Source organism: Burkholderia sp. BCC0322 (assembly GCF_902833045.1).
Classification (GTDB): Bacteria; Pseudomonadota; Gammaproteobacteria; order Burkholderiales; family Burkholderiaceae; genus Burkholderia.
In genome coordinates, this window is sequence record NZ_CADFDU010000015.1 from 67534 (window position 1) to 89212 (window position 21679).

At 67.7% G+C, this 21679-nt stretch carries 20 protein-coding genes; 9 read left to right on the forward strand and 11 right to left on the reverse strand.

What is annotated here, in order from left to right; all coding sequences use genetic code 11:
* Window positions 1–7 precede the first annotated feature (7 nt).
* Together alc and HWX39_RS30355 are read right to left on the reverse strand one after the other, a co-directional pair.
* A complete protein-coding gene (gene alc / locus HWX39_RS30350; protein WP_175971358.1) occupies window positions 8–1015 on the reverse strand; it encodes an allantoicase in 1008 nt (335 codons plus the stop codon).
* Window positions 1016–1118: 103 nt separating this feature from the next.
* On the reverse strand, window positions 1119–2441 hold the full coding sequence (locus HWX39_RS30355; protein ID WP_175971359.1) for a C4-dicarboxylate transporter DctA: 1323 nt from the start codon (window positions 2439–2441) through the stop codon (window positions 1119–1121).
* 213 nt (window positions 2442–2654) lie between these two features.
* On the opposite strand from HWX39_RS30355, the gene HWX39_RS30360 reads away from it, so the two are divergent.
* The gene (locus HWX39_RS30360) at window positions 2655–3377 is read left to right on the forward strand and encodes an FCD domain-containing protein (protein ID WP_175971360.1); all 723 of its coding nucleotides are present in this window, start codon (window positions 2655–2657) and stop codon (window positions 3375–3377) included.
* 60 nt (window positions 3378–3437) lie between these two features.
* Here HWX39_RS30360 and cynR read toward each other — a convergent pair whose 3' ends face one another.
* Window positions 3438–4328, reverse strand: a complete 891-nt coding sequence (gene cynR / locus HWX39_RS30365) for a transcriptional regulator CynR (RefSeq protein ID WP_175971361.1) — start codon at window positions 4326–4328, stop codon at window positions 3438–3440.
* Between the two features lie 312 nt (window positions 4329–4640).
* Here cynR and HWX39_RS30370 point away from each other — a divergent pair, with 312 nt between their 5' ends.
* Entirely contained in the window at window positions 4641–5840 is a 1200-nt protein-coding gene (locus HWX39_RS30370; RefSeq protein WP_175971362.1) for an MFS transporter, read from the forward strand.
* Between the two features lie 115 nt (window positions 5841–5955).
* Here HWX39_RS30370 and HWX39_RS30375 read toward each other — a convergent pair whose 3' ends face one another.
* Complete coding sequence (locus tag HWX39_RS30375; protein ID WP_175971363.1) at window positions 5956–7014, reverse strand: L-idonate 5-dehydrogenase; 1059 nt, start codon at window positions 7012–7014, stop codon at window positions 5956–5958.
* 16 nt (window positions 7015–7030) lie between these two features.
* Window positions 7031–7804, reverse strand: coding sequence for an SDR family NAD(P)-dependent oxidoreductase (locus HWX39_RS30380; protein ID WP_175971364.1), 774 nt, complete (start codon window positions 7802–7804; stop codon window positions 7031–7033).
* Window positions 7805–7955: 151 nt separating this feature from the next.
* Here HWX39_RS30380 and HWX39_RS30385 point away from each other — a divergent pair, with 151 nt between their 5' ends.
* Window positions 7956–8858: a LysR substrate-binding domain-containing protein gene (locus HWX39_RS30385; protein ID WP_175971365.1), complete on the forward strand. Its 903-nt coding sequence runs from the start codon at window positions 7956–7958 to the stop codon at window positions 8856–8858.
* 75 nt (window positions 8859–8933) lie between these two features.
* Here HWX39_RS30385 and gap read toward each other — a convergent pair whose 3' ends face one another.
* Window positions 8934–9944, reverse strand: coding sequence for a type I glyceraldehyde-3-phosphate dehydrogenase (gene gap, locus HWX39_RS30390; RefSeq protein ID WP_006485712.1), 1011 nt, complete (start codon window positions 9942–9944; stop codon window positions 8934–8936).
* A gap of 87 nt (window positions 9945–10031) precedes the next feature.
* Window positions 10032–12104: a transketolase gene (gene tkt, locus HWX39_RS30395; protein WP_175971366.1), complete on the reverse strand. Its 2073-nt coding sequence runs from the start codon at window positions 12102–12104 to the stop codon at window positions 10032–10034.
* Between the two features lie 216 nt (window positions 12105–12320).
* On the opposite strand from tkt, the gene speE reads away from it, so the two are divergent.
* The 3 genes from speE (at window position 12321) to HWX39_RS30410 (ending at window position 14542) form a co-directional block, all read left to right on the forward strand.
* Entirely contained in the window at window positions 12321–13178 is an 858-nt protein-coding gene (gene speE / locus HWX39_RS30400) for a polyamine aminopropyltransferase (RefSeq protein ID WP_175971367.1), read from the forward strand.
* 162 nt (window positions 13179–13340) lie between these two features.
* Window positions 13341–13757, forward strand: a complete 417-nt coding sequence (locus HWX39_RS30405) for a VOC family protein (protein WP_041492737.1) — start codon at window positions 13341–13343, stop codon at window positions 13755–13757.
* 17 nt (window positions 13758–13774) lie between these two features.
* Window positions 13775–14542 carry a 16S rRNA (uracil(1498)-N(3))-methyltransferase gene (locus tag HWX39_RS30410; RefSeq protein ID WP_175971368.1) on the forward strand — a complete coding sequence of 256 codons (768 nt, stop codon included), beginning with the start codon at window positions 13775–13777 and terminating at the stop codon, window positions 14540–14542.
* A 116-nt stretch (window positions 14543–14658) separates the two neighbouring features.
* Here the strand turns inward: HWX39_RS30410 and HWX39_RS30415 are convergent, their stop codons facing one another.
* From HWX39_RS30415 to HWX39_RS30430, 4 genes are all read right to left on the reverse strand, one after another.
* Window positions 14659–15468, reverse strand: a complete 810-nt coding sequence (locus tag HWX39_RS30415) for a hypothetical protein (protein ID WP_244135125.1) — start codon at window positions 15466–15468, stop codon at window positions 14659–14661.
* Between the two features lie 114 nt (window positions 15469–15582).
* A complete protein-coding gene (locus HWX39_RS30420) occupies window positions 15583–16146 on the reverse strand; it encodes a barstar family protein (protein WP_175971369.1) in 564 nt (187 codons plus the stop codon).
* A 16-nt stretch (window positions 16147–16162) separates the two neighbouring features.
* Entirely contained in the window at window positions 16163–16594 is a 432-nt protein-coding gene (locus HWX39_RS30425; RefSeq protein WP_034182701.1) for a ribonuclease, read from the reverse strand.
* 378 nt (window positions 16595–16972) lie between these two features.
* Complete coding sequence (locus HWX39_RS30430) at window positions 16973–19315, reverse strand: NADP-dependent malic enzyme (RefSeq protein ID WP_279613116.1); 2343 nt, start codon at window positions 19313–19315, stop codon at window positions 16973–16975.
* 135 nt (window positions 19316–19450) lie between these two features.
* Between HWX39_RS30430 and thiL the strand changes: the two genes are divergently transcribed.
* Genes thiL through HWX39_RS30445 form a run of 3 tightly spaced genes read left to right on the forward strand, consistent with a single transcriptional unit; the run spans window position 19451 to window position 21522 of the window.
* Window positions 19451–20449, forward strand: a complete 999-nt coding sequence (gene thiL / locus HWX39_RS30435) for a thiamine-phosphate kinase (RefSeq protein WP_175971371.1) — start codon at window positions 19451–19453, stop codon at window positions 20447–20449.
* Entirely contained in the window at window positions 20439–20990 is a 552-nt protein-coding gene (locus HWX39_RS30440) for a phosphatidylglycerophosphatase A (protein ID WP_175971372.1), read from the forward strand. Before thiL ends, HWX39_RS30440 begins: the two co-directional genes overlap by 11 nt.
* A 31-nt stretch (window positions 20991–21021) precedes the next feature.
* Window positions 21022–21522 carry a CinA family protein gene (locus tag HWX39_RS30445; RefSeq protein ID WP_175955645.1) on the forward strand — a complete coding sequence of 167 codons (501 nt, stop codon included), beginning with the start codon at window positions 21022–21024 and terminating at the stop codon, window positions 21520–21522.
* The last annotated feature ends 157 nt before the right edge of the window (window positions 21523–21679 follow it).

The following is a 21679-nucleotide window of genomic DNA, read 5'->3' on the forward strand; positions in this document are numbered from 1 at the left end:
CCCTCCCTCAAGCCGGCTCGCCCCACAGACGCAGGCGCGACACGCCGCCGTCCGGGAAGATGTTGAAACGCACGTGCGTGACGGGGCCGAGCGCGGCAAGCTGGTCGAACGTGTGGACGTGATCCATCTGCAGCTTTTGCTCGCCGAGCAGTTCGGCCCAGAACATCGCCTGCGTGACGAGCGAATCGTCGGTGCCGCCCACGACCCGCGCGGCCTGCAGCGAGCAGCGGTCGGGGAAATTGCCCTTGAAGAACGCGGTATCGACCTCGACGCGCCGGATGATGCCCGGCCGCGCGAGCGCGATGATCGCCCAGTCGTTGCCGGGCTCGCGGCGACGCCGCGTTTCCCAGCCGTCGCCCATGTTCACGCCGCGCCCCGGCATCAGCATCTGCGACGCCGGGCCGAAGTGCTGGTTGTTCGCGGCCACCAGGTAGCCGCCGTTCTCGATTGCCGCGAGATCGACGAGCTCGCCGGCCGGCACCTGGCGCCAGTCGCGCTGCGGCAAGCCGTACACGCGCAGCCGCGCGAGGCCGCCGTCCGGGTACAAGTTCACGCGCAAGTGCGTATAGGGCCGTGCATCGTCGACGCTCACGTAGTGATGCGAATTGCCCTGCAGCGTCGTTGCCGGGACGATCGGGCGCCATTCGGCGTCGTCGGGCGGCGTGTCGCCTTCGGCGACGCACGCGTCGATCGACGCGGCCGGCGGGAAGTTACCGGTGAAGTGGCTCGTATCGAGGTCGACGCCGTAGATCACGCCCGGCCGCGCGAGCCGCACCACGCAGAAGTCATGGCCGGTCGTGCGCTTGCGGCGGGTTTCCCAGCCGTCCATCCACTTGCCGTGGTCGTCGTACTTGCCGGGAACGAACACGGCCGGCTCGGGATTCAGCATGCGCTCTTTCGGCGCGAAGAATTCATCGCTGGCAAAGAGCGCCTGCGCCCCGAGGCGCGGATCGGCGAGGTTCATGTAACGCCGCGTGAAGGCCGGCGCATTCGGATCGAGGATGGGGGCTGCCATGTCGTCTCCTGATGTTTGTTGACGTGCCGGCGCATCGAGGCGCCGGCCGCATGAATTCCGGTTGCGCGGGACGACCAGGGGAAGCCGCCCCGCGCGGTTGCGCTCAGAGCGCGTGAGCCTGGTCGCCGGCGACCGGCGCCGCGCGGTCCTCCTCTTCGGCCGGCACGTAGCGCAACTCGCGGTTCAGCACGCGGTTCGCGCGGGCACGATCGATGTCGTTCTCCCACACCGCGACGACCACCGTCGCGACGCAGTTGCCGATCAGGTTGGTCAGCGCGCGGGCGATGCCGACGAACCAGTCGACCGGCAGGATCAGCACGAGGCCCAGCACCGGAATCGCGGGAATCGCCGACAGGGTCGCCGCGAGGATCACGATCGCCGAGCCCGGGATCCCGTGCGCGCCCTTCGACGTGACGAGCGACACGAGCAGCACGACGATCAGGTCATGCGTCGACAGCGGCGTGTTGGTGGCCTGCGCGATGAACAGCACGGCGAGCGTCAGGTAGATCGAGAAGCCGTCGAGGTTGAACGAATAGCCGGTCGGGATCACGAGGCCGACCGTCGAATCCTTGACGCCCATGTATTCGAGCTTGCGCATCACCTGCGGCAGCACCGCATCCGATGACGCCGTGCCGAGCACGATCGACAGTTCCTCGCGCAGGTAGCGGATCAGCTTGAACACCGAGAAGCCCGCGAGCCGCATCACGATGCCGAGCACGACCGTGACGAACACGAAGCAGCTCAGGTAGAACACCGCTACCAGGTAGCCGAGCTGCTTGAGCGACGCGACGCCGTACTTGCCGGTCGTGAACGCGATCGCGCCGAGCACGCCGAGCGGCGCGAGCTTGATGATGAAGCCGATGATCCGGAAGAACACGTGCGACAGCTCCTCGATCAGCGAGTTGACGCGCTGCGCCTTGTCGCCGAGCAGCGACAGCGCGGAGCCGAACAGCACCGCGAACACGAGGATCTGCAGGATGTCGCCCTTTGCGAACGCGTCGATCGCGGTCTCGGGGATGATCTTCATCAGGTAGCCGGCCGTGTCCTTCAGGCTTTCGGCGTTCTTCGCGTAGGACGCGAGCGACGACGCATCGAGCGAACGCAGGTCGATGTTCATCCCGACGCCCGGACGCGTGAGCCACGCCAGCACGAGCCCGATGCCGAGCGCGAGCGTCGTCATGATCTCGAAGTAGATGACGGCCTTCAGGCCTACCCGGCCGACCTTCTTCAGGTCGCCCGCGTTGGCCATCCCGCTGACCACGACGCAGAACACGATCGGGCCGATCACCATCTTGATGAGCTTCAGGAAGCCGTCGCCGAGCGGTCGCAGCGACTCGGCGAAATGCGGGAAGAACGCGCCCAGCGCGATCCCTAGGACAAGTGCGACGACTACCCGGCCAAACAGCGAATTGAGGAATTTCGACACGGCGCTCTCCCGATCCAACGGTTGCAGTTTCGTCTGTTCATACTGGTATGACCAGTGATGTTATGGGGGATAGTAGGAAGCCGATATAGTGGCGTCAAGGACGGACAAAATAGGGATTTCCCGCCCCTGCCGCGCCGGGTTTCGATGCACCGGACAGGGGCAGATCGTGGCTTTCCCGTAGGCCGGCCATGCACCGCCTCCGTGCGGATTACAATGCTGGTCAGACCGGCCAAAGTTCACATCATGAAAAACGTTCCGCATACCGTGACCGACGCCGCCATCGCGACGATCCGCGACCGGATCGAGGCAGGCGTTTATCCGGTCGGCAGCCTGCTGCCGGCCCAGCGCCAGCTCTCCGAGGAGCTGGAGATCAGCCGCGCATCGCTGCGCGAGGCGCTCTCGACGCTCGAGGCGCTCGGGATGCTGCGCATCCGCGCCGGCAAGGGCGTGTATGTCGAAAGCGCGCAGGCCACGGCCGCGCGCGCATGGCAGTTCGCCGAGCAGTCGTCGCCGCCCGACACGTACCAGATGCGCTATGCGCTCGAAGGGTTCGCCGCGCGGATGGCCGCGCACGTCGTCAGCGACGACGACATCGCGTGGTTCGAGGGCAACCTCGCCGACCTGCACGTCGCGCTCACCGAAAGCGCGCTCGACGAGGCGTCGCAGCTCGACTTCGACTTCCACATGCGGATCATCCATCTCGCCGGCAACGCCGCGATCGAATCGATACTGCGCAGCAGCGCGGACATCATGAAGGAAAGCCAGCGCATGCCGTTCTACCGGCGCGAGCTGCTGCTGTCGACGTGGCAGGAGCACCGCGCGATCGTCGACGCGCTGATCGCGCGCGATGCGGCCGCCGCCGGCACGGCGATCGAAACGCACATCGCGAACGCCGCGCAGCGCGCGGGCATCTTCTTCCCGACGCCGCGCACGTAATGCGGCCGGGCGGCCGGGCGGTCGAGCGGCTGCCCGCCGCGCGCCGGCCGGTCGTCCCCGTCAAGCTCCCGACGGACCACGATACGCAAGCGCACGCTCGATGAACGCGCGCGCCGCGACGCTGCGGTACGCGCCCTTGCGTGTCAGCAGCGCGGCCGTGCGCGCGGGCAGCGGCGGATCGATCTCCAGCGCGCACAGGTCGGCGCTCGCGCGCGCGACCGCGTCGGGCAGCACCGTCGCGAGCCGGCCGCACCGCACGAGCTCCAGCACCGCGCTGATCGTATTCGTCTCGATCGCGATCTTCGGCTGCGCGCCGTGCTCGATGAAATACCGGTCGATGCGCTCGCGCGTCGCGAACGCGCGGCTCAGCAGCACCAGCGGCTCGCCGCCGAGCTCGGCCGGCGTCAGTGCGCGGCGGCGCCGCGCGAGACGATGCGTGCGGCCCGTCACGAGCGCGAGCGGCTCGTCCCACAGCGGCAGCGCGTCGATGTCCGGCGCGCGCGGCGGCATGAACGCGAAGCCCGCGTCGAGCCGATCGTCGGCGAGCAGCGCCTCGATGCGTTCCTGCGGCATCGCATCGATCGTCAGCGTGACGTTCGGATAGTCGGTCTGGAACGCATCGATCAGCGAGCCGCTCAGGTAGGCCGCGAAGGTCGGCATCATCGCGAGCCGCAGCGATCCGCTGCCGAGATCGGCGACGTCGTGCAGCGCGCGCCGCCCCGTATCGAGCTCGTGCAGCGCGGCGCGCGCATGGCGCGCATAGACCTCGCCGAATTCCGTGAGCTGCACCGTGCGGCCCGAGCGGTCGAACAACTGCACGCCGAGCGTTTCCTCGAGCTGGCGCACCTGCTGCGACAGCGTCGGCTGCGAGACGTGCAGCGCGTCGGCCGCGCGCGTGAAACTGCGCTGCTCGGCGACGGCCAGGAAATAGCGGATGTGGCGGAGTAGCATGGCGGCCGACGTATTGGTTTGACCTATGGAGACCATAACGATCCAGTCTTGGACGCTATGGTTCGCCTCCCGCATCATACGCACATCCGTTCCCGTGCATCGCCGCTGTCACCGCACCGGAACGGCTCGCCCAGGCCCGCCCTGCCTCCGCCCGCCGCACGACGATCCGCCGCCCGCCCGATCCGGGCCCGGCCGCGATCCGCCCGGCGCGCATCGGCTCACCGCCGATCCGTCGACGCCGGCCCCGATTTCCGTCACCCCGCGCAGCCGGCGGCCCCGTGCCGCCGGACGGCGCCGCTGTTTTTCGCGACCATGGAACCGCATCACGACACCCATCCTCCCCTCACCCGCGGCATGACGCTGCTGTTCGCCTGCGCATGCGGCATCGTCATCGGCAACATCTACTACGCGCAGCCGCTGCTCGCCGCGATCGCGCGCAGCTTCGGGCGCGCGCCGGCGGAGCTCGGCTATCTCGTCACGCTGACGCAGCTCGGCTATGCGGCGAGCCTGCTGCTGATCGTCCCGCTCGGCGACGCGGTCAACCGTCATACGCTGATCGTGCGGCTGCTGATGCTCAACGTCGTCGCGCTGGTCGCGGTCACGTTCAGCACGAACTTCACGATGTTCGTCGTCGCGAACGTCGCGGTCGGCTTCGTCACCTGTTCGACGCAGCTGCTCGTGCCGTTCGCCGCATCGCTCGCCGATGCGCGCTCGCGCGGCCGCGCGGTCGGCACCGTGATGAGCGGGCTGCTGCTCGGCATCCTGCTCGCGCGCGTGGCGGCCGGCGCGATCGCCGACGGGTTCGGCTGGCGTGCGGTGTACGGCGTCGCGGCGGTGATGGTGGCGGCGCTGACCGTCGTGCTCGCCATGAAGCTGCCGAAGGATCGCCGCGAGGCGCGCCTCGACTATGCGGCGCTGATGAGGTCGCTCGTCGCGCTGGTGCGCGCGCAACCGCTGATCGCACTGCGCTCCACCTACGGCGCGCTCGTGTTCGCGTGCTTCAGCCTGCTGTGGACGGGCCTCACGTTCCTGTTGAGCCAGCCGCCGTACAGCTATTCCGAAGGGCAGATCGGCCTGTTCGGCGTCGTCGGCGCGGTGGGCGCGCTCGCGGCGACGTCGGCCGGCCGGCTCGTCGATCGCGGGCACGGCAATGCGGCGACAGGGTTGTTCGCGGCGGCCGTGCTCGCGTCGTTCGCGCTGATCGCGACCGGCGCGCACGCCCTTGCAGCGCTGATCGCGGGCATCCTGCTGCTCGACGTCGGCGTGCAGGGCATGCACATCTCGAACCAGAGCGTGATCTATGCGCTGGCGGGCAACGCGCGCAGCCGCGTGACGACGATCTACCTGACGAGCTACTTCATCGGCGGCGCATTCGGGTCGCTCGCGGCGAGCGTCACGTACGGCATCGACGGCTGGCGCGGCGTGTGCGTCGCGGGCGCGACGCTTGCCGGTGTGCTGATCGCGCTGTGGCTCGCGTCGCAGCGCGTCGGCGCGCGGCAGGTCACGCGGTAACGCGGTCAGTCGTTTCCTCGCTGCCATGAGAAAAGGCACGCCCCGCGAACCGCGGGCGTGCCATTTTTTTTCGATGGGGTCGAGCCCGTCGCGCGCTAGCGCGTGACCGCGATCGTCACGCAGCCTCGTCCGCGAAATCGATCAGCACCTTCATCGCGCGCTGGCGGTCGCCGGCCAGTTCGAACGCGAGGTTCGCATCGCGCATCGGGAACACGCGCGTGACGGCCGGGCGCAGGTCGACGCGCCCCGCATTGATGAGTTGCACCGCGAGCGCGAACTCCGCGTGAAAACGGAACGACCCGCAGATCGACAACTCCTTCGCGACCACGACGTTCTGCGGCAGGCTGACATCACCGCCGAGCCCGAGCTGCACGACGACCCCGCGCGGTCGCATCACGTCCAGCCCGTCGCGCAGCGCGCGCGCATTGCCCGAACACTCGATCATCACGTCGAACGTGCCCTTGTCGGCACCGTAACGCTCGACCCAGCCGCCATCGGCCACCACATTGATCGTGCGGTCGGCGCCGAGCGCGCTCGCCACTGCCAGCGGCGCCTCGACGACGTCGGTCGCGACGATCTCCGCCGCGCCATGCACACGCGCCGCCGCGACCGCCAGCACACCGATCGGCCCGCAGCCCGACACGAGCACGCGCTTGCCGATCAGCGGGCCCGCGCGCGACACCGCATGCAGCCCGACGGCGAACGGTTCGGCGAGCGCCGCGAGCGACAGCGGCACATGATCGGCGACCTTCACGCATTGCACCGCATCGCACACGAGTGCGTTGCGGAACGCGCCCTGCACGTGCGGCATCCGCATCGCGCTGCCGTAGAAGCGCATGTCGAGACACTGGTTCGGCAGCCCTTCGAGACAGTAGCGGCACGCGCCGCACGGCCGGCTCGGATTGACCGCGACGCGATCGCCGACCTTCACCGACGTCACGTCCGGCGCCACTTCCGCGACCGTGCCGGCCACCTCGTGGCCCAGCACCATCGGCTGCTGCAGCCGGATCGCGCCAAAGCCACCGTGCCGGAAGTAATGGAGATCGGAGCCGCAGATGCCGCCCATCGCGACATCGACGCGCACCTGGCCCGGGCCGATCTCGCCCGCGTCCTGCTCTTCCACCCGCAAGTCGTTCGGCCCGTGGATCACGACACACATGCAACGCATACGCATGACATTCCTCCCTGTCCTAAACGGCGGCGGTCAGACCGCCGTCGACGAACAGCGTCTGGCCGTTCACGAAATCGGACGCGGCCGATGCGAGGAAGATCGCCGCACCGCACAGCTCGTCGACGCGCCCCCAGCGCCCGGCCGGCGTGCGCTTGCACAGCCAGTCCGAGAACGCTGCGTCGTCGACCAGTGCGCGGTTGAGTTCGGTTTCGAAATAGCCGGGCGCGAGGCCGTTCGCCTGGATGCCGTGGCGTGCCCAGTCGGCACACATCCCTTTCGTCAGCATCCGCACCGCGCCCTTGGTCGCCGCGTACGGCGCGATCGTCGGCCGCGCGAGCTCGCTCTGCACCGAGCAGATGTTGATGATCTTCCCGTGGCCGCGCGCGATCATGTGCCGCGCGACGGCCTGCGCGACGTTGAACACGCCGTCGAGGTTCACGCGCATCAGCGCATGCCAGTCGTCGGGCTCGAAGGCGTCGAGCGGCGCGCGGCGCTGGATGCCCGCGTTGTTCACGAGGATGTCGATCGCGCCGACGCGCGCCTCGAATTCGTCGATCGCCGCGCGCACCTGTGCGTGCTCGGCGACGTCGAATACCGCGTAGTCGGCCGTGTGGCCTTCCTCACGCAGCTGCCGCACGAGCGTCGCGGCCTTCTCCTCATTGCGATCGTTGATGACGATCGCCGCCCCCGCTTCGGCCAGCCCGCGGGCGAGCGTCAGCCCGATCCCGCGCCCGGAACCGGTAATCAGTGCGCGGCGGCCGTCGAGGCGGAACCGTTCAAGCGCGTGGGTCATGCGTGTCTCCTCGTACCAGTCGAGCCGGCGGCCCATCGCGGCCGGTCTCGCGTTGACGGTATCTTCGGCTACCGGCCGCTTGCCGCGCCAATGGTCTTTTTTGATCCGGTTATCATGAAATTTGATTACCGCCCGATCCTGCCCGCCGCCCATGGAACTCAAGCAATTGCGCGCCTTCGTCACGCTCGCCGAAGAACTGCATTTCGGGCGCGCCGCGCAGCGCCTGTTCATCGTGCAGCCCGCACTGAGCATGCAGATCAAGGCGCTCGAGGAAGCGCTCGGCGCGCGCCTGTTCGAGCGCGACCGGCACAAGGTCGAACTGAGCGATACGGGGCGCGTGTTCCTGCCCGAGGCCCGCGCCACGCTGCAGCAGGCCGCGCGCGCGGAGCAGACGGCGCGGCTGTCGAGCCGCGGCGAGATCGGCACGCTGCGGATCGCGTTCGTGTCGTCGGTGCTGCCCGTGCTGCTGCCGGCCGTGCTGCGCACGATGCGCGAGCGCTATCCGCTGATCACGCTCGAACTGAAGGACCTGCCGACGCCCGACCAGATCGCCGCGCTGCGCGACCGGCGGATCGATTTCGGGATGATCCGGCTGCCGGCCGCGTATGCGGGCATCGACTCGCGCGTGGTGCTCGAGGAAGGCTTCGTCGTCGCGCTGCCGCTCGACCATCCGCTCGCCGCGCACGATGCGATCGCGCCGGCCGCGCTGCGCGGCCAGCCCGCGTTCGTGCTGGCGCGCCGCTATGCGCCGGGCTTTCACGACGACATGCTGCTCGCGCTGAGCCGCGCGGGCACGACGCTCGAGATCGCGCAGGAGTTCGGAGAATTCACGACGATGCTGGCGCTGGTCGCGGCGGGGATGGGAATCGGGCTGATTCCGGCGCAAGCCGCCAGCGCGCTGCCGCCGAACGTGCTCGCGCGGCCGCTCGACCTGGCCGGGCACCGAACGGGCATCGGCCTCGCGTGGACCGACCTCGACAGCCCGCTCAAGCGCGCGTTCGTCGCCGCGCTCGAAGAGGTGACGGCAGCATCAGGCAACAACGGCGGGCAATAAAAAACCCGGCCGGAAAACCGGGCCGGGCTCGTTCGCCACGCCGGCCGCCTCGCGGCGGCCGCGCAACGTGCAGGATTACTTCGCGTTCGCGAATGCGACAGCCGTATCCAGCATGCGGTTCGAGAACCCCCACTCGTTGTCGTACCAGCTCGACACCTTGACGAGGCGGCCCGACACCTTGGTCAGCGTTGCGTCGAACGTCGACGAAGCCGGGTTGTGGTTGAAGTCGATCGACACCAGCGGTGCGTCGTTGTAGCCAAGGATGCCCTTCAGCGCGCCTTCCGATGCTTCCTTCATGATCGCGTTGACTTCCTCGACCGTCGTGTCGCGCTTCGCGATGAACGACAGGTCGACGATCGACACGTTGATCGTCGGGACGCGGATCGCGTAACCGTCGAGCTTGCCGTTCAGTTCCGGCAGCACGAGACCGACGGCCGAAGCGGCGCCGGTCTTCGTCGGGATCTGGCTGTGCGTGGCCGAACGCGCGCGGCGCAGGTCTTCGTGGTAGACGTCCGTCAGCACCTGGTCGTTCGTGTACGCGTGGATCGTCGTCATCAGGCCGGTTTCGAGGCCGATCTTGTCGTTCAGCGGCTTGACGAGCGGCGCGAGGCAGTTCGTCGTGCACGATGCGTTCGAGATAACGGTGTGCTCGGCCTTCAGCACGTCGTGGTTCACGCCGTAGACGATCGTTGCGTCGACGTCCTTGCCGCCCGGCGCCGAGATGATCACCTTCTTCGCGCCGCCCTTCAGGTGCGCGCTCGCCTTTTCCTTCGTCGTGAAGAAGCCCGTGCACTCCATCACGACGTCGACGCCGAGCTCGCCCCACGGCAGTTCGGCCGGGTTGCGGTTCGCCAGCACGCGGATCTTGTCGCCGTTCACGACGAGGTAGTCGCCGTCGACCGACACTTCGCCCGGGAACTTGCCGTGCGCGGTGTCGTACTGGGTCAGGTGCGCGTTGGTCTTCGCGTCGCCCAGATCGTTGATCGCGACGATCTCGAGATCGTGCTTCTTGCCGTTTTCATAAAACGCGCGCAGCGTGTTGCGGCCGATACGGCCGTAGCCGTTGATTGCGACGCGAATCGTCATGGTCTATCTCCTGATGGCTGAAAAAATTCGTTTCGTGCAGCTTCACGGTGCGACGCGCGCGAGGGGCGGCGCGCGTCGCGTATGTTTTTAGGCCAGCACTGCCTTGGCGGTCTCGACGACGTGCTCGACAGTGAAGCCGAAGTGCTTGAACAGCACGCCGGCCGGTGCCGACTCACCGAACGTGTCGATCCCGACGACGCCGCCTTCGAGGCCGACGTACTTGTGCCAGAAGGCCGTCACGCCCGCTTCGATCGCGACGCGGCGCACGCCGTGCGGCAGCACGCGCTCACGGTACTCGGCGTCCTGGCGATCGAACACGTTGGTCGACGGCATCGACACGACGCGTGCCGCGATGCCCTGCTGCGCGAGCGGCTCGACGGCCTTCATCGCGAGTTCGACTTCCGAGCCCGTCGCGATCAGGATGATCTTGCGCGCGACGATCTCTTCGTCCCAGTCCTTCAGCACGTAGCCGCCCTTCTCGATGTTCGCGATCTGCGCATCGGTACGCGGGTTGAACGCCAGGTTCTGGCGGCTGAAGATCAGGCTCGACGGACGGTCGGCTGCGATCGCGTGGGTCCACGCCACTGCCGTCTCGACCGTGTCGGCCGGACGCCATACGTCGTGGTTCGGAATCAGGCGCAGGCTCGACACGTGCTCGATCGACTGGTGCGTCGGGCCGTCTTCGCCGAGGCCGATCGAATCGTGCGTGAACACGAAGATCGACGGCACCTTCATCAGCGCGGCCACGCGCAGCGCGTTGCGGCTGTAGTCGGAGAACGTCAGGAACGTGCCGCCGAACGGCTTGTGGCCGCCGTGCAGCGCGAGGCCGTTGATCGCGGCGCTCATGCCGAATTCGCGCACGCCGTAGTTGATGTGGTTGCCCAGCTGGACGCCCGGGCCTTCCGGATTCGCACGGACAGCCTTCGATGCCTTCCAGTTGGTCAGGTTCGAGCCGGTCAGGTCGGCCGAGCCGCCGAGCAACTCGGGCAGCGCGGCTGCCAGCCCTTCGATCGCCTGCTGCGACGCCTTGCGGGTCGCCACCGTCTCCGCGCGCTCGTTCGCACCGGCGATGATTGCGGCGGCCTTCTCGGCCCAGTCGGCCGGCAGCTGGTTGGCCATCCGGCGCTCGAATTCGGCGGCTTCTGCCGGGAACTTCGCGCGATAGGCCGCGAACGTCTCGTTCCATTCGGTTTCCGCGCGCTTGCCGGCTTCCTTCGCGTCCCATGCCGCATAGACTTCCTGCGGAATCACGAACGGCGCCCACGTCCAGCCGAGCGCTTCGCGCGTCTTCGCGATTTCTTCCGCGCCGAGCGCCGCGCCATGCACGTCGTGGCCGCCTGCCTTGGTCGCCGCGCCCTGGCCGATCACCGTCTTGCAGCAGATCAGCGTCGGCTTGTCCGACAGCTTCGCCTTCGCGATCGCTGCGTCGACCGCGTCGACGTCATGGCCGTTCACGTTCGGGATCACGTTCCAGCCGTAGGCTTCGAAACGCTTCGGGGTGTCGTCGTGGAACCAGTTCACGACGTCGCCGTCGATCGAGATGCCGTTGTCGTCGTACAGCGCGATCAGCTTGTTCAGCTTCAGCGTGCCGGCGAGCGAGCAGGCTTCGTGCGAGATGCCTTCCATCAGGCAACCGTCGCCGAGGAACACGTACGTGTGGTGATCGACGATCTTCGCGCCGTCACGGTTGAACTCGTCGGCCATCAGCGCTTCGCCGAGCGCCATGCCGACCGCGTTCGCGAGACCCTGGCCGAGCGGGCCGGTGGTCGTCTCGACGCCCGGCGTGATGCCGTATTCCGGGTGACCCGGCGTCTTCGAGTGCAGTTGGCGGAAGTTCTTCAGCTCTTCCATCGGCAGGTCGTAGCCAGTCAGGTGCAGCAGCGAGTACAGCAGCATCGAGCCATGGCCGTTCGACAGCACGAAGCGGTCACGGTCGGCCCAGTGCGGGTTCGTCGGGTTGTGCTTCAGATGGCGCGACCAGAGCGCGACGCCGATTTCGGCCATGCCCATCGGCATGCCGGGGTGGCCGGAGTTCGCTTGCTGGACGGCGTCCATCGCGAGCGCACGGATCGCGTTGGCCATCAGGGTGGTAGAGGCGGGAGACGAAGTCGTCATGTCGAGTCCGGAGAACGAGTCGAGGAAACGGGGGCACGGCGGCATCCGGAAGCTCGAGCGTCAATCGTTCCCGGCGCGCGGTGCGGCGCCTGACGGACGCGAAGCGGACGGAGCCTACGGACGGGGCTGCAAAGCTCGTCATTTTAACAGATGGGCTGACATTTCCCTTGTCCATGCACGGTGTTCCGGCACGGTTTTCCGTCAAACCGCCCGCCTCCTATAATTCAGACGTCGGAACTGCCAGCCCTGAGCGGCCCACCCGTGAGCACGACGCTTCTCTTTCACCCTACGCCCGATGCCGCCTACGGCTTCCCGAACGCCCGGCGGCTCGCGCGCGTCGCGTCCCCGCACCAGCAGATCGAGGTCTGGGAAACCCCGCAGCTCGGCCGCCTGTTTACGCTGGACGGCCGGCCGATGACGTCGGTCGGCGACGAGTACGTCTATCACGAGTGCATGACGCACCCGGCCGCGCTCGCGCATCCGTCGCCGCGCCGCGCGCTCGTGCTCGGCGGCGGCGACGGCGGCGCGGCGCGCCAGTTGCTCAAGCATGCATGCATCGAGCGGATCGTGATCGCGGAGCTCGACGACGAAGTGGTCGGGATGGCGCGCCGTTATCTCGACGACGTGCACCAGGGTTCGCTCGACGACCCGCGCGTCGAGGTCGTGATCGGCGACGCCGCTCATTTCGTCGAATCGACCGTCGAGCATTTCGATCTCGTCGTGTTCGATCTCACGCCGCCCGATTCGCCGGCGGCCGGCCTCTACACGCGCGCGTTCTATGCGCGGCTCAAGCGGATCCTGACGCCGTGCGGCGCGATCTCGATGCACCTCGGCTCGCCGGTGTTCCACCCGACGCGCATCGCCGCGCTGCTCGACGACCTGCGCGCGAGCTTCGCGGTCGTCGATCCGTTGTCCGCGCACGTGCCGCTGTACGGCTCGCAGTGGCTGATGGCGATCGCGAGCGATACGCTCGACGCAGCCGCGCTGTTCGCGCACGACATCGACGAACGGCTCGCGGCCCGCCGCGTCCAGGGTTTGCGCTACTACGACGCACGGCTGCATGCGTCCCTCTTTGCCCTGCCGTGCGCGCTGCGCGATACACTGGGCGTCCGCCGCTGAGCGTCCGCGCGGTCGCCCCGCTTCCGTTTTTTCTTCACGTCTTCGCAGGATGCGTGATGCGTGGCACCGCGGCGACACGCCCCGGACGCCGCGCCGCCCCCTGAACGAACGCCCAGGCACAGAATCAGAGCACGTGCCCAGGCGCCCCCACAGGAGATTTTCATGACCGATCCACGTCCGGCCAACGTGCCTTGGTTGACGCCCTACCTGGCCGTACGCAATGCACGTGCGGCCATCGATTTCTTCAAGGCCGCATTCGGCTTCGAACTGCGCGACGTGCACGACGAAGACGGCGCGATCATGCACGTCGAGATGGCCTATCGCGGCCAGCTGATCGTGATGTTCGCGCCCGAAGGTGCATTCGGCTCGACCGCGCTCACGCCGAAGAGTGCGAACGCCACCGCGCCGCAATCGTTCTATCTGTATGTCGACGACGTCGACGCCACCTGGCAGCGCGCGCTCGACGCGGGCGCGAAATCGCTGAGTGCGCCGCAGGATCAGTTCTGGGGCGACCGGTTCGCACAGATCGAGGATCTCGACGGCTACCGATGGGCGCTCGGCCGCCGTCTCGACGCATGACCCAAACCGTTACACGCATGAACGAAGCCACCACCACCGCGGCCGTGCCGCGCTTTTTCGTCGACGCGACACTGCGCGCCGACGCCACGCTTGCGTTGCCGGCCGATGTCGCGCGCCACGCGCAGGTGCTGCGCCTGCAGCCCGGCGACGCGCTCGCCCTGTTCGACGGCACCGGCGGCCAGTACCGCGCACGGCTCGTCGAGATCGACAAGCGCAGCGCGCTCGCGCAGATCGACGCGTTCGAGCCGGCCGAAGCCGAGCCGCCCTATCGCGTGACGCTCGCGCAAGGCATCGCCGGCGGCGACAAGATGGACTGGGTGATCGAGAAGGCCGTCGAGCTCGGCGTGGCGGCGGTCGTGCCGCTGTCGACCGCGCGCGGCGTCGTGAAGCTTTCCGGCGAGCGCGCGGACAAGCGCGTCGCGCACTGGCGCGGCGTCGTGCGCGCGTCGTGCGAGCAATGCGGGCGCAACCGCATACCCGACGTCGCGCCCATCGCCGGCTTCAACGCATGGCTCGATACGCTGCCGGCCGCACCGGCGGACGGCGCGCTGCGGCTGCTGCTGTCGCCGCGCGCGAGCATCCCGTTCGCGTCGCTGCCCGACGTGCCGCCGGCTGCGACCGTCACGCTGCTGATCGGACCGGAAGGCGGGCTGTCGCCCGACGAGGAAAACGCGGCCCGCGCGCGCGGGTTCACCGCGCTGTCGCTCGGGCCCCGCGTGCTGCGCACCGAGACGGCCGGCGCGGCCGTGCTCGCGGCGCTCGCGGCGCGTTGGGGCGGATGGTGACGGGGAGTCGCGCCGCCGCGAGACGGCGCGACACGCCCTGAGCACACGCCACCCGGTCGCTGCGCGATACGCGGCCGGCATCACCACCGGAATGTGGCGCAGCGGTCTATCGCAACTTACTTGTCGCTCGACGAGCCGTGCGGCATCGCTTCGGACAACGCGTCGAGAACCGGTGTCAGCACGTCTTGCGGGCTGCCGGTCGTCCAGCCGCCTGCCAGGCTGTAGACATCGATCTTGCCTGTCACCGAATGCGTTACCGGCGACGCGTCCAGCACCTTCGCCATGCCGGAGAAGATCGCATTGAACGCGACAATCCGGGCCGCATCATTCTTCAGGCGGCCGTTGCCGAGCTTCGCCTCCAGTGCCTTCGCGCCGGGCCCCACATCCGGGATGCGGCATGCAATTTCAACCGTCGCGATCGTTTTGCCCTCGAGAGCCGAGTTCGGTCGTTGCGACGACCCGGTTGCCTTGCATTCCGAGCGATTGATCGCACGCTGATAGGCCGCTGCCATGCTTTCGACCGACGGACGCAATGCGGCACTCGCCTTCGGCGGCATCGGCGCCAGCAAGTCTTCGGCCATGTCCTTGCGCATCGATTCGCCCAACTTCGACAGAACGTCGACGTTGAGCGCGTCCTTGCCGCTGTAACTCGTGCGCACCGCATCGTTGAATTCGCGGGCTTTCGACACGTCGCCGTTGACGAATGCGCCAATGTAAAGATCGACGGTCTGCTCGGGCGTAAGCGGCGCCGCATGCGCGGCGCCCGCCGCGACCAGAAGGGGCAGCACGACAGCGCGTGCGGAACGGGAAATATTCATGGGAAGACAGCCCTCTCTCGATGGTTTGTTGTACGTACCCGATGCGGCGGCTGCCGCGGCCGGGCCGACTGAGATTGTCTCGAAAAAAGGTGCCGGATGAAAGGACAATGTCAGCGAGTCCCGCACCGTTCCGGCCCGGACGCATCGCGCGGACGCAAAAAAAAGCCCGCTCGAAGCGGGCTCTTAGAAATGTTGTCGAATCGGCCGCTGGCCGACGCGTGCTTACGCGAACGAGTAGAACACGCGGAACGCGACCTTGCGCTCGGCCCAGAATTCGGCCGCCTCGCGGAACACGTCGAGCAGCGTCTCGCGCCCTTCCTTGTCGAACTTCTGCGCGATCGGCAGCCCTTCGAGGACGATCACGAAACCCGGCTGCGCGCCGGCCTTCGCGACGAGGTCGGTCAGGCAATCGTACAACGCGTCGTAGTTCTTCCCGAAATGCTTCGGGAACAGGAACGACGTCGCGATCGTTTCCATGACTTCCTGCTTCGACTGCGCGGCGCCGCAATATGCATACAGAAAATGCTGGCCGAGCCGACCGGCTTCGTCGGCGAGATCCTGCACGCGGAACGCGCGGATCGACTGCACGAGATTGGGTCGCACGGTCGTGAAAAGGCTCATAGGCTCCTCGTTCGATGAAAGCCCGGGCTCGGCTTCCTGTTGCTCCGGCGTGCTGCCAGCCTGCGCCGCCGCGTGCAGCTGGATCACGCGCTGAAACAGATTGCCATCGCCGGCCGCGAACAGTTCCGCCGCCGCCGTATCGTGCGCGTAGATGGAGTCGCTCATGCCATTCGTCCCGAAGTCATTCAACAATACGTTTAAAACTGTTGTAGTGGTCGCCCGTGTAATAACAGTTGTCGATCCGGCGCAATGGCCCGCCACAGACGATCCGGCGCGCACCGCGATTGCGGGCACGCGGCGTCGGCACCGTGTACTCATGGTAGTAGCCGCGCTTCGCTTTTGGCAGGATCCGCTCGCGGTTGCCAAACACGACGCCGTCTTTCTCGTACGGATAGGGGCCGCCCGCGCCGATCAGACCCAGCGTGGTCACGGCCTCGCGCGGAAGACGGGCGGTCGGGATCGTATCGAGCCCGCTGGCGGCCACGTCGGCCGAAACGGCCTCCCGTGCGTAAGCGGCGGAAACCAGACTGCCCGTCGGCGTGCCGACGATACCCATCGCGAACATCGCGAAGACGGACGCGAGCGCGCCGTTGCGGAGCCACTTGCGTGCCATGAACCAGGGTTCCCGCTGTTAAATCAAGTAGTTGACGACCAACAAAGGCGTTAGCGTAGCGTTATTGGCCGCGCGAATCAATGTCCGTTTGGGAATCGAAAGTGTCGCGATGCCCGGAATGGCGCATTTTTTACCTAATTCACACTACATTTATCTTACATGAGATAAAATGCAGGCGGCATCTCTCGTCTGGCAAGACCCTGCCTCCTTGCCGCGCTCGCTACCCGGAGTGGAGAGATGCTGCTGTTGCTTTGAGGGAAGCGCGTTTGCGCCCTGCCCGACGGCGTGCCCATGGCGGGCACGCCTCTTTTTGCTTTTGTTTACAATTTCGCCCGACGCGCCACGCCGGTTCGACCTGCCTGGCGCGTTCGTTTTGGCTCAGCGCGCGGCGTTCACGTCGGCGACCAGCAGCGCCGCCATATTGACGATGCGGCGAACGGTCGCCGATTCGGTCAGCACGTGCACCGGCTGCGCGGCGCCCAGCAGGATCGGCCCGATCGCGATGTTGTTGCCCGCGGCCGTCTTCAGCAGGTTGTACGCGATGTTCGCGGCGTCGATGTTCGGCAGGATCAGCAGATTCGCGTCGCCTTCCAGCGTCGACTCCGGCAGGATTTCCTTGCGCAGCGCCGCGTCGAGCGCGACATCGCCGTGCATCTCGCCGTCAACCTTCAGCTCCGGCGCACGTTCCTGCAGGATCGCGAGCGTATCGCGCATCTTCTTCGCCGAAGGTGCGTTGCTCGTGCCGAAATTCGAGTGCGACAGCAGCGCGACCTTCGGCTCGATGCCGAAGCGGCGGACTTCTTCCGCCGCCATGATCGTGATCTCGGCCAGCTCTTCCGGGGTCGGATCGACGTTCACGTGCGTGTCGACGAGGAAAATCTGGCGGCCCGGCAGAACGAGGCCGTTCATCGCCGCGTACACGCTGCAACCCGGGCGCTTGCCGATCACCTGGTCGATGAAGTGCAGGTGGCGGTGCGTGGTGCTGATCGTGCCGCAGATCATCCCGTCCGCTTCGCCCTTCTTCACCAGCATCGAGCCGATCAGCGTCGTGCGGCGGCGCATCTCGACGCGCGCGAGCTGCTCGCTGATGCCCTTGCGCGCCATCATCTTGTAGTACGTCTGCCAGAAGTCGCGGTAGCGCGCGTCGTGCTCGGTGTTGACGACCGTAAAATCGACGCCCGGATTCAGCCGCAGGCCGTAGCGCTGGATACGGTGCTCGATCACGCCCGGCCGGCCGATCAGGATCGGCGTCGCGAGTTTTTCGTCGACGATGATCTGAACGGCGCGCAACACGCGCTCCTCCTCGCCTTCCGCGAATACCACGCGCTTCTTCTCTTCCGGCGCGGCGCGCGCGATCTGGAAGATCGGCTTCATCGTCGTGCCGCTGTGGTACACGAACTGCTGCAGGTGGACGCGGTACGCCTCCATGTCCTCGATCGGGCGCGTCGCGACGCCGCCGTCCATCGCGGCCTGCGCGACGGCCGGTGCGATCTTCACGATCAGGCGCGGATCGAACGGCTTCGGAATCAGGTATTCGGGCCCGAACGACAGGTCCTGGATGCCGTACGCGGTCGCGACGATGTCGCTCTGCTCGTGCTGCGCGAGCTCGGCGATCGCATTGACGGCCGCGATCTCCATTTCACGCGTGATCGTCGTCGCGCCGACGTCGAGCGCGCCGCGGAAGATGAACGGGAAGCACAGGACGTTGTTGACCTGGTTCGGGTAGTCGGTACGGCCGGTGGCCAGCACCGCGTCCGGGCGCACTTCGAGCGCGAGTTCCGGCAGGATTTCCGGCGTCGGGTTCGCGAGCGCGAGGATCAGCGGGCGCTCGGCCATGCCCTTCACCATCTCCTGCTTCAGCACGCCGGCGGCCGACAGGCCGAGGAAGATGTCCGCGCCGTCGATCACCTCGGCCAGCGTCCGCGCGTCCGTTTCGCGGGCGAAACGCTCCTTGTCCGGATCCATCAGTTCGGTGCGGCCCTTGTAGACCACGCCGGCCAGGTCGGTCACCGTGATGTTCTCGAGCGGCAGGCCGATGTCGACCAGCAGGTCGAGACACGCGAGCGCGGCCGCGCCCGCGCCGGACGCGACGAGCTTGACCTTCTTGATGTCCTTGTTGACGACCTTCAGCCCGTTCGTGACGGCCGCGGCCACCACGATCGCGGTGCCGTGCTGGTCGTCGTGGAACACCGGGATCTTCATCCGCTTGCGCGCTTCGCGTTCGACGATGAAGCAGTCCGGCGCCTTGATGTCTTCCAGGTTGATCCCGCCGAAGGTCGGCTCCAGCGCGGCGATCACGTCGACGAGCTTGTGCGGGTCCGACTCGTTCAGCTCGATGTCGAACACGTCGATGCCCGCGAACTTCTTGAACAGCACGGCCTTGCCTTCCATCACCGGCTTCGACGCGAGCGGGCCGATGTTGCCGAGGCCGAGCACCGCCGTACCGTTCGTGACGACGCCGACCAGGTTGCTGCGCGCGGTGAAGCGCGCCGCATTGAGCGGATTCTCGACGATCTCCTCGCACGCGTACGCCACACCCGGCGAGTACGCGAGCGCGAGGTCGCGCTGGTTGATCATCTGCTTGGTCGGGGCGATCGCGATTTTCCCGGGGGTCGGGAATTCGTGATAGTCGAGCGCGGCTTCGCGGAGCTTGGCTTTGGAGGAGGCTTGGGTGGACATGTGTCTCTTGACGGGCGGATTAGAATAACTCTTCGACGGCATTGTAGCGCCAATCATCGGCCGCAAGACCGACGATTCGGGTACAACAGCCGCGACAAAAATGGGCGGAACGGTGCAGGAACGCCGCCGTTCGCCTCGTACAATGCCGTTCCTGCAATCGTTTCGGATCCATCCGCCGTGCCAGCCGCCCTCTCCGAGTTTTCGCTGATCGAACGCTTCTTCACGCGCCGCGCCGCGCAGGGCGCACGCGCGTCGACGCTCGGCATCGGCGACGATTGCGCGTTGATCACGCCCCGATCCGGGAAATTGCTGGCCATTTCGACCGACATGCTGGTGGAAGGCCGCCACTTCTTCCCCGACGTCGCGCCCGACGCGCTCGGCCACAAGACGCTCGCGGTCAACCTGTCCGACCTCGCGGCGATGGGCGCCGAGCCCCGCGCGTTCACGCTCGCGTGCGCGCTGCCGCGTGCCGACGCGGCGTGGCTGGAAGCGTTCAGCAACGGGCTGTTCGCGCTCGCCGAGCGCTACGGTTGCGAATTGATCGGCGGCGACACGACGAGCGGCCCGCTGAACCTGTGCGTGACCGTATTCGGCGAAGTCGCGCCCGACGCGGCGTTGCGCCGCGACGCAGCGCGCGACGGCGACGACGTCTGGGTGTCCGGCACGCTCGGCGATGCGCGCGCCGGCCTCGGCGTCGCGCGCGGCGAATGGACGGCCGGCGCAAACGAGGCAGCCGCGTTCCGGCGTGCGCTCGAGCGCCCCGAACCGCGCATTGCGCTCGGCCTGGCGCTCGCGGGCGTCGCGCACGCGGCGCTCGACATCTCGGACGGCCTCGCCGGCGACCTGCAGCACATCCTGGCCCGCTCGAACGTGCGCGCCGAAATCGATGCCGACGCGGTGCCGCGCTCGGCCGCGCTCGCCACGCTGCCGCCGGACGTACAGCGCCGCTGCACACTGGCCGGCGGCGACGATTACGAACTGTGTTTCACCGCGCCGGCGGCGGCCCGCGCGGCGGTCGAAGCGGCCGGCGTGACGGCCGGCGTGCCGGTCACCCGAATCGGTACAATACGCGCGTTGTCCGCGCCGTCGGAGCAGCCCGCGATCACGTGGCGCGATGCCGCTGGCGCGCCCCTCGCTCTCACGTTGCACGGCTTCGACCACTTCCATGCAGACTGACCCGACGCCCGCGCACGCCGCGGCCGAGCCCGGCGCCGCATCCGGCGGCAACGCGCCGCGGCGCGCGACCGCGCGCTTCATGCTGTCGCACCCGGCGCACCTCGTGTCGCTCGGCTTCGGCAGCGGGCTCGCGCCGATCATGCCCGGCACGTTCGGCTCGCTGTTCGGCTGGCTCACGTTCGTCGTGCTCAACCGCTACCTGACGGTGCCCGAATGGTGGGCGCTGATCGCGATCGGCTTCGTGGCGGGCACGAGGCTCACCGGTTTCACCGCGAGGAAGATGGGCTCGGCCGATCCGGGCGCCGTCGTCTGGGACGAGATCGTCGCGATCTGGCTCGTGATGCTGTTCGTCACGCCCGCGACCTTCGTCGGCCAGCTGTGGGCGTTCGTCGCGTTCCGTTGCTTCGACATGCTCAAGCCGCCGCCGATCCGCTATGTCGAGCGCCGCCTGAAAGGCGGGCTCGGCATCATGGTCGACGACCTGGTCGCCGCGTTCATGACGCTGCTCGTGATCGCCCTGTGGCGCTCCGTCGTCGGCTGACCGATTTCCCGACTCCCGTTTCCCGACGCGCATGCCAACCGATTCCGTCGTCCATCAGCTTGCGATCCGCGCAGGCAACAAGTTGCGTGACGAGCACCTGACGCTCGCCACCGCCGAATCCTGCACCGGCGGCATGATCGCCGCGGCGATCACCGACATCTCCGGCAGCAGCCAGTGGTTCGAGCGCGGCTTCGTCACGTACTCGAACCAGGCCAAGATCGAGATGATCGGCGTACCGCACGACCTGATCGACAAACACGGCGCCGTCAGCGAGCCCGTCGCGCGCGCGATGGCCGAAGGCGCGCTGCGCAACAGCCGCGCGCAGGTCGCGCTGTCCGTCACGGGCATCGCCGGCCCGGCCGGCGGCAGCGAGAAGAAGCCGGTCGGCACCGTGTCGTTCGGCTGGAGCAACCGGCTGCATACCGACGTCGAGACGCTCGTGTTCAAGGGCGACCGCGAGCAGATCCGCACGCAGGCGGCCGCGCATGCGCTGCGCGGGCTGCTGAAGCTGCTCGACGAGCGCGAGGGCTGATCGGGCCGGGGGGTGCGCACCGTGCTGCGCAGCAGCGCGCGATTGGCGTGCGGGGATGCGGTGCGCAAGCGACGGGAAGTTGTCCGCGTGCGCCAGTGCAAGCCGGGCCGCGGGAGAAAGCGGCAGGGAAGCGACGGGCTCACGACTGGGAGCCCGC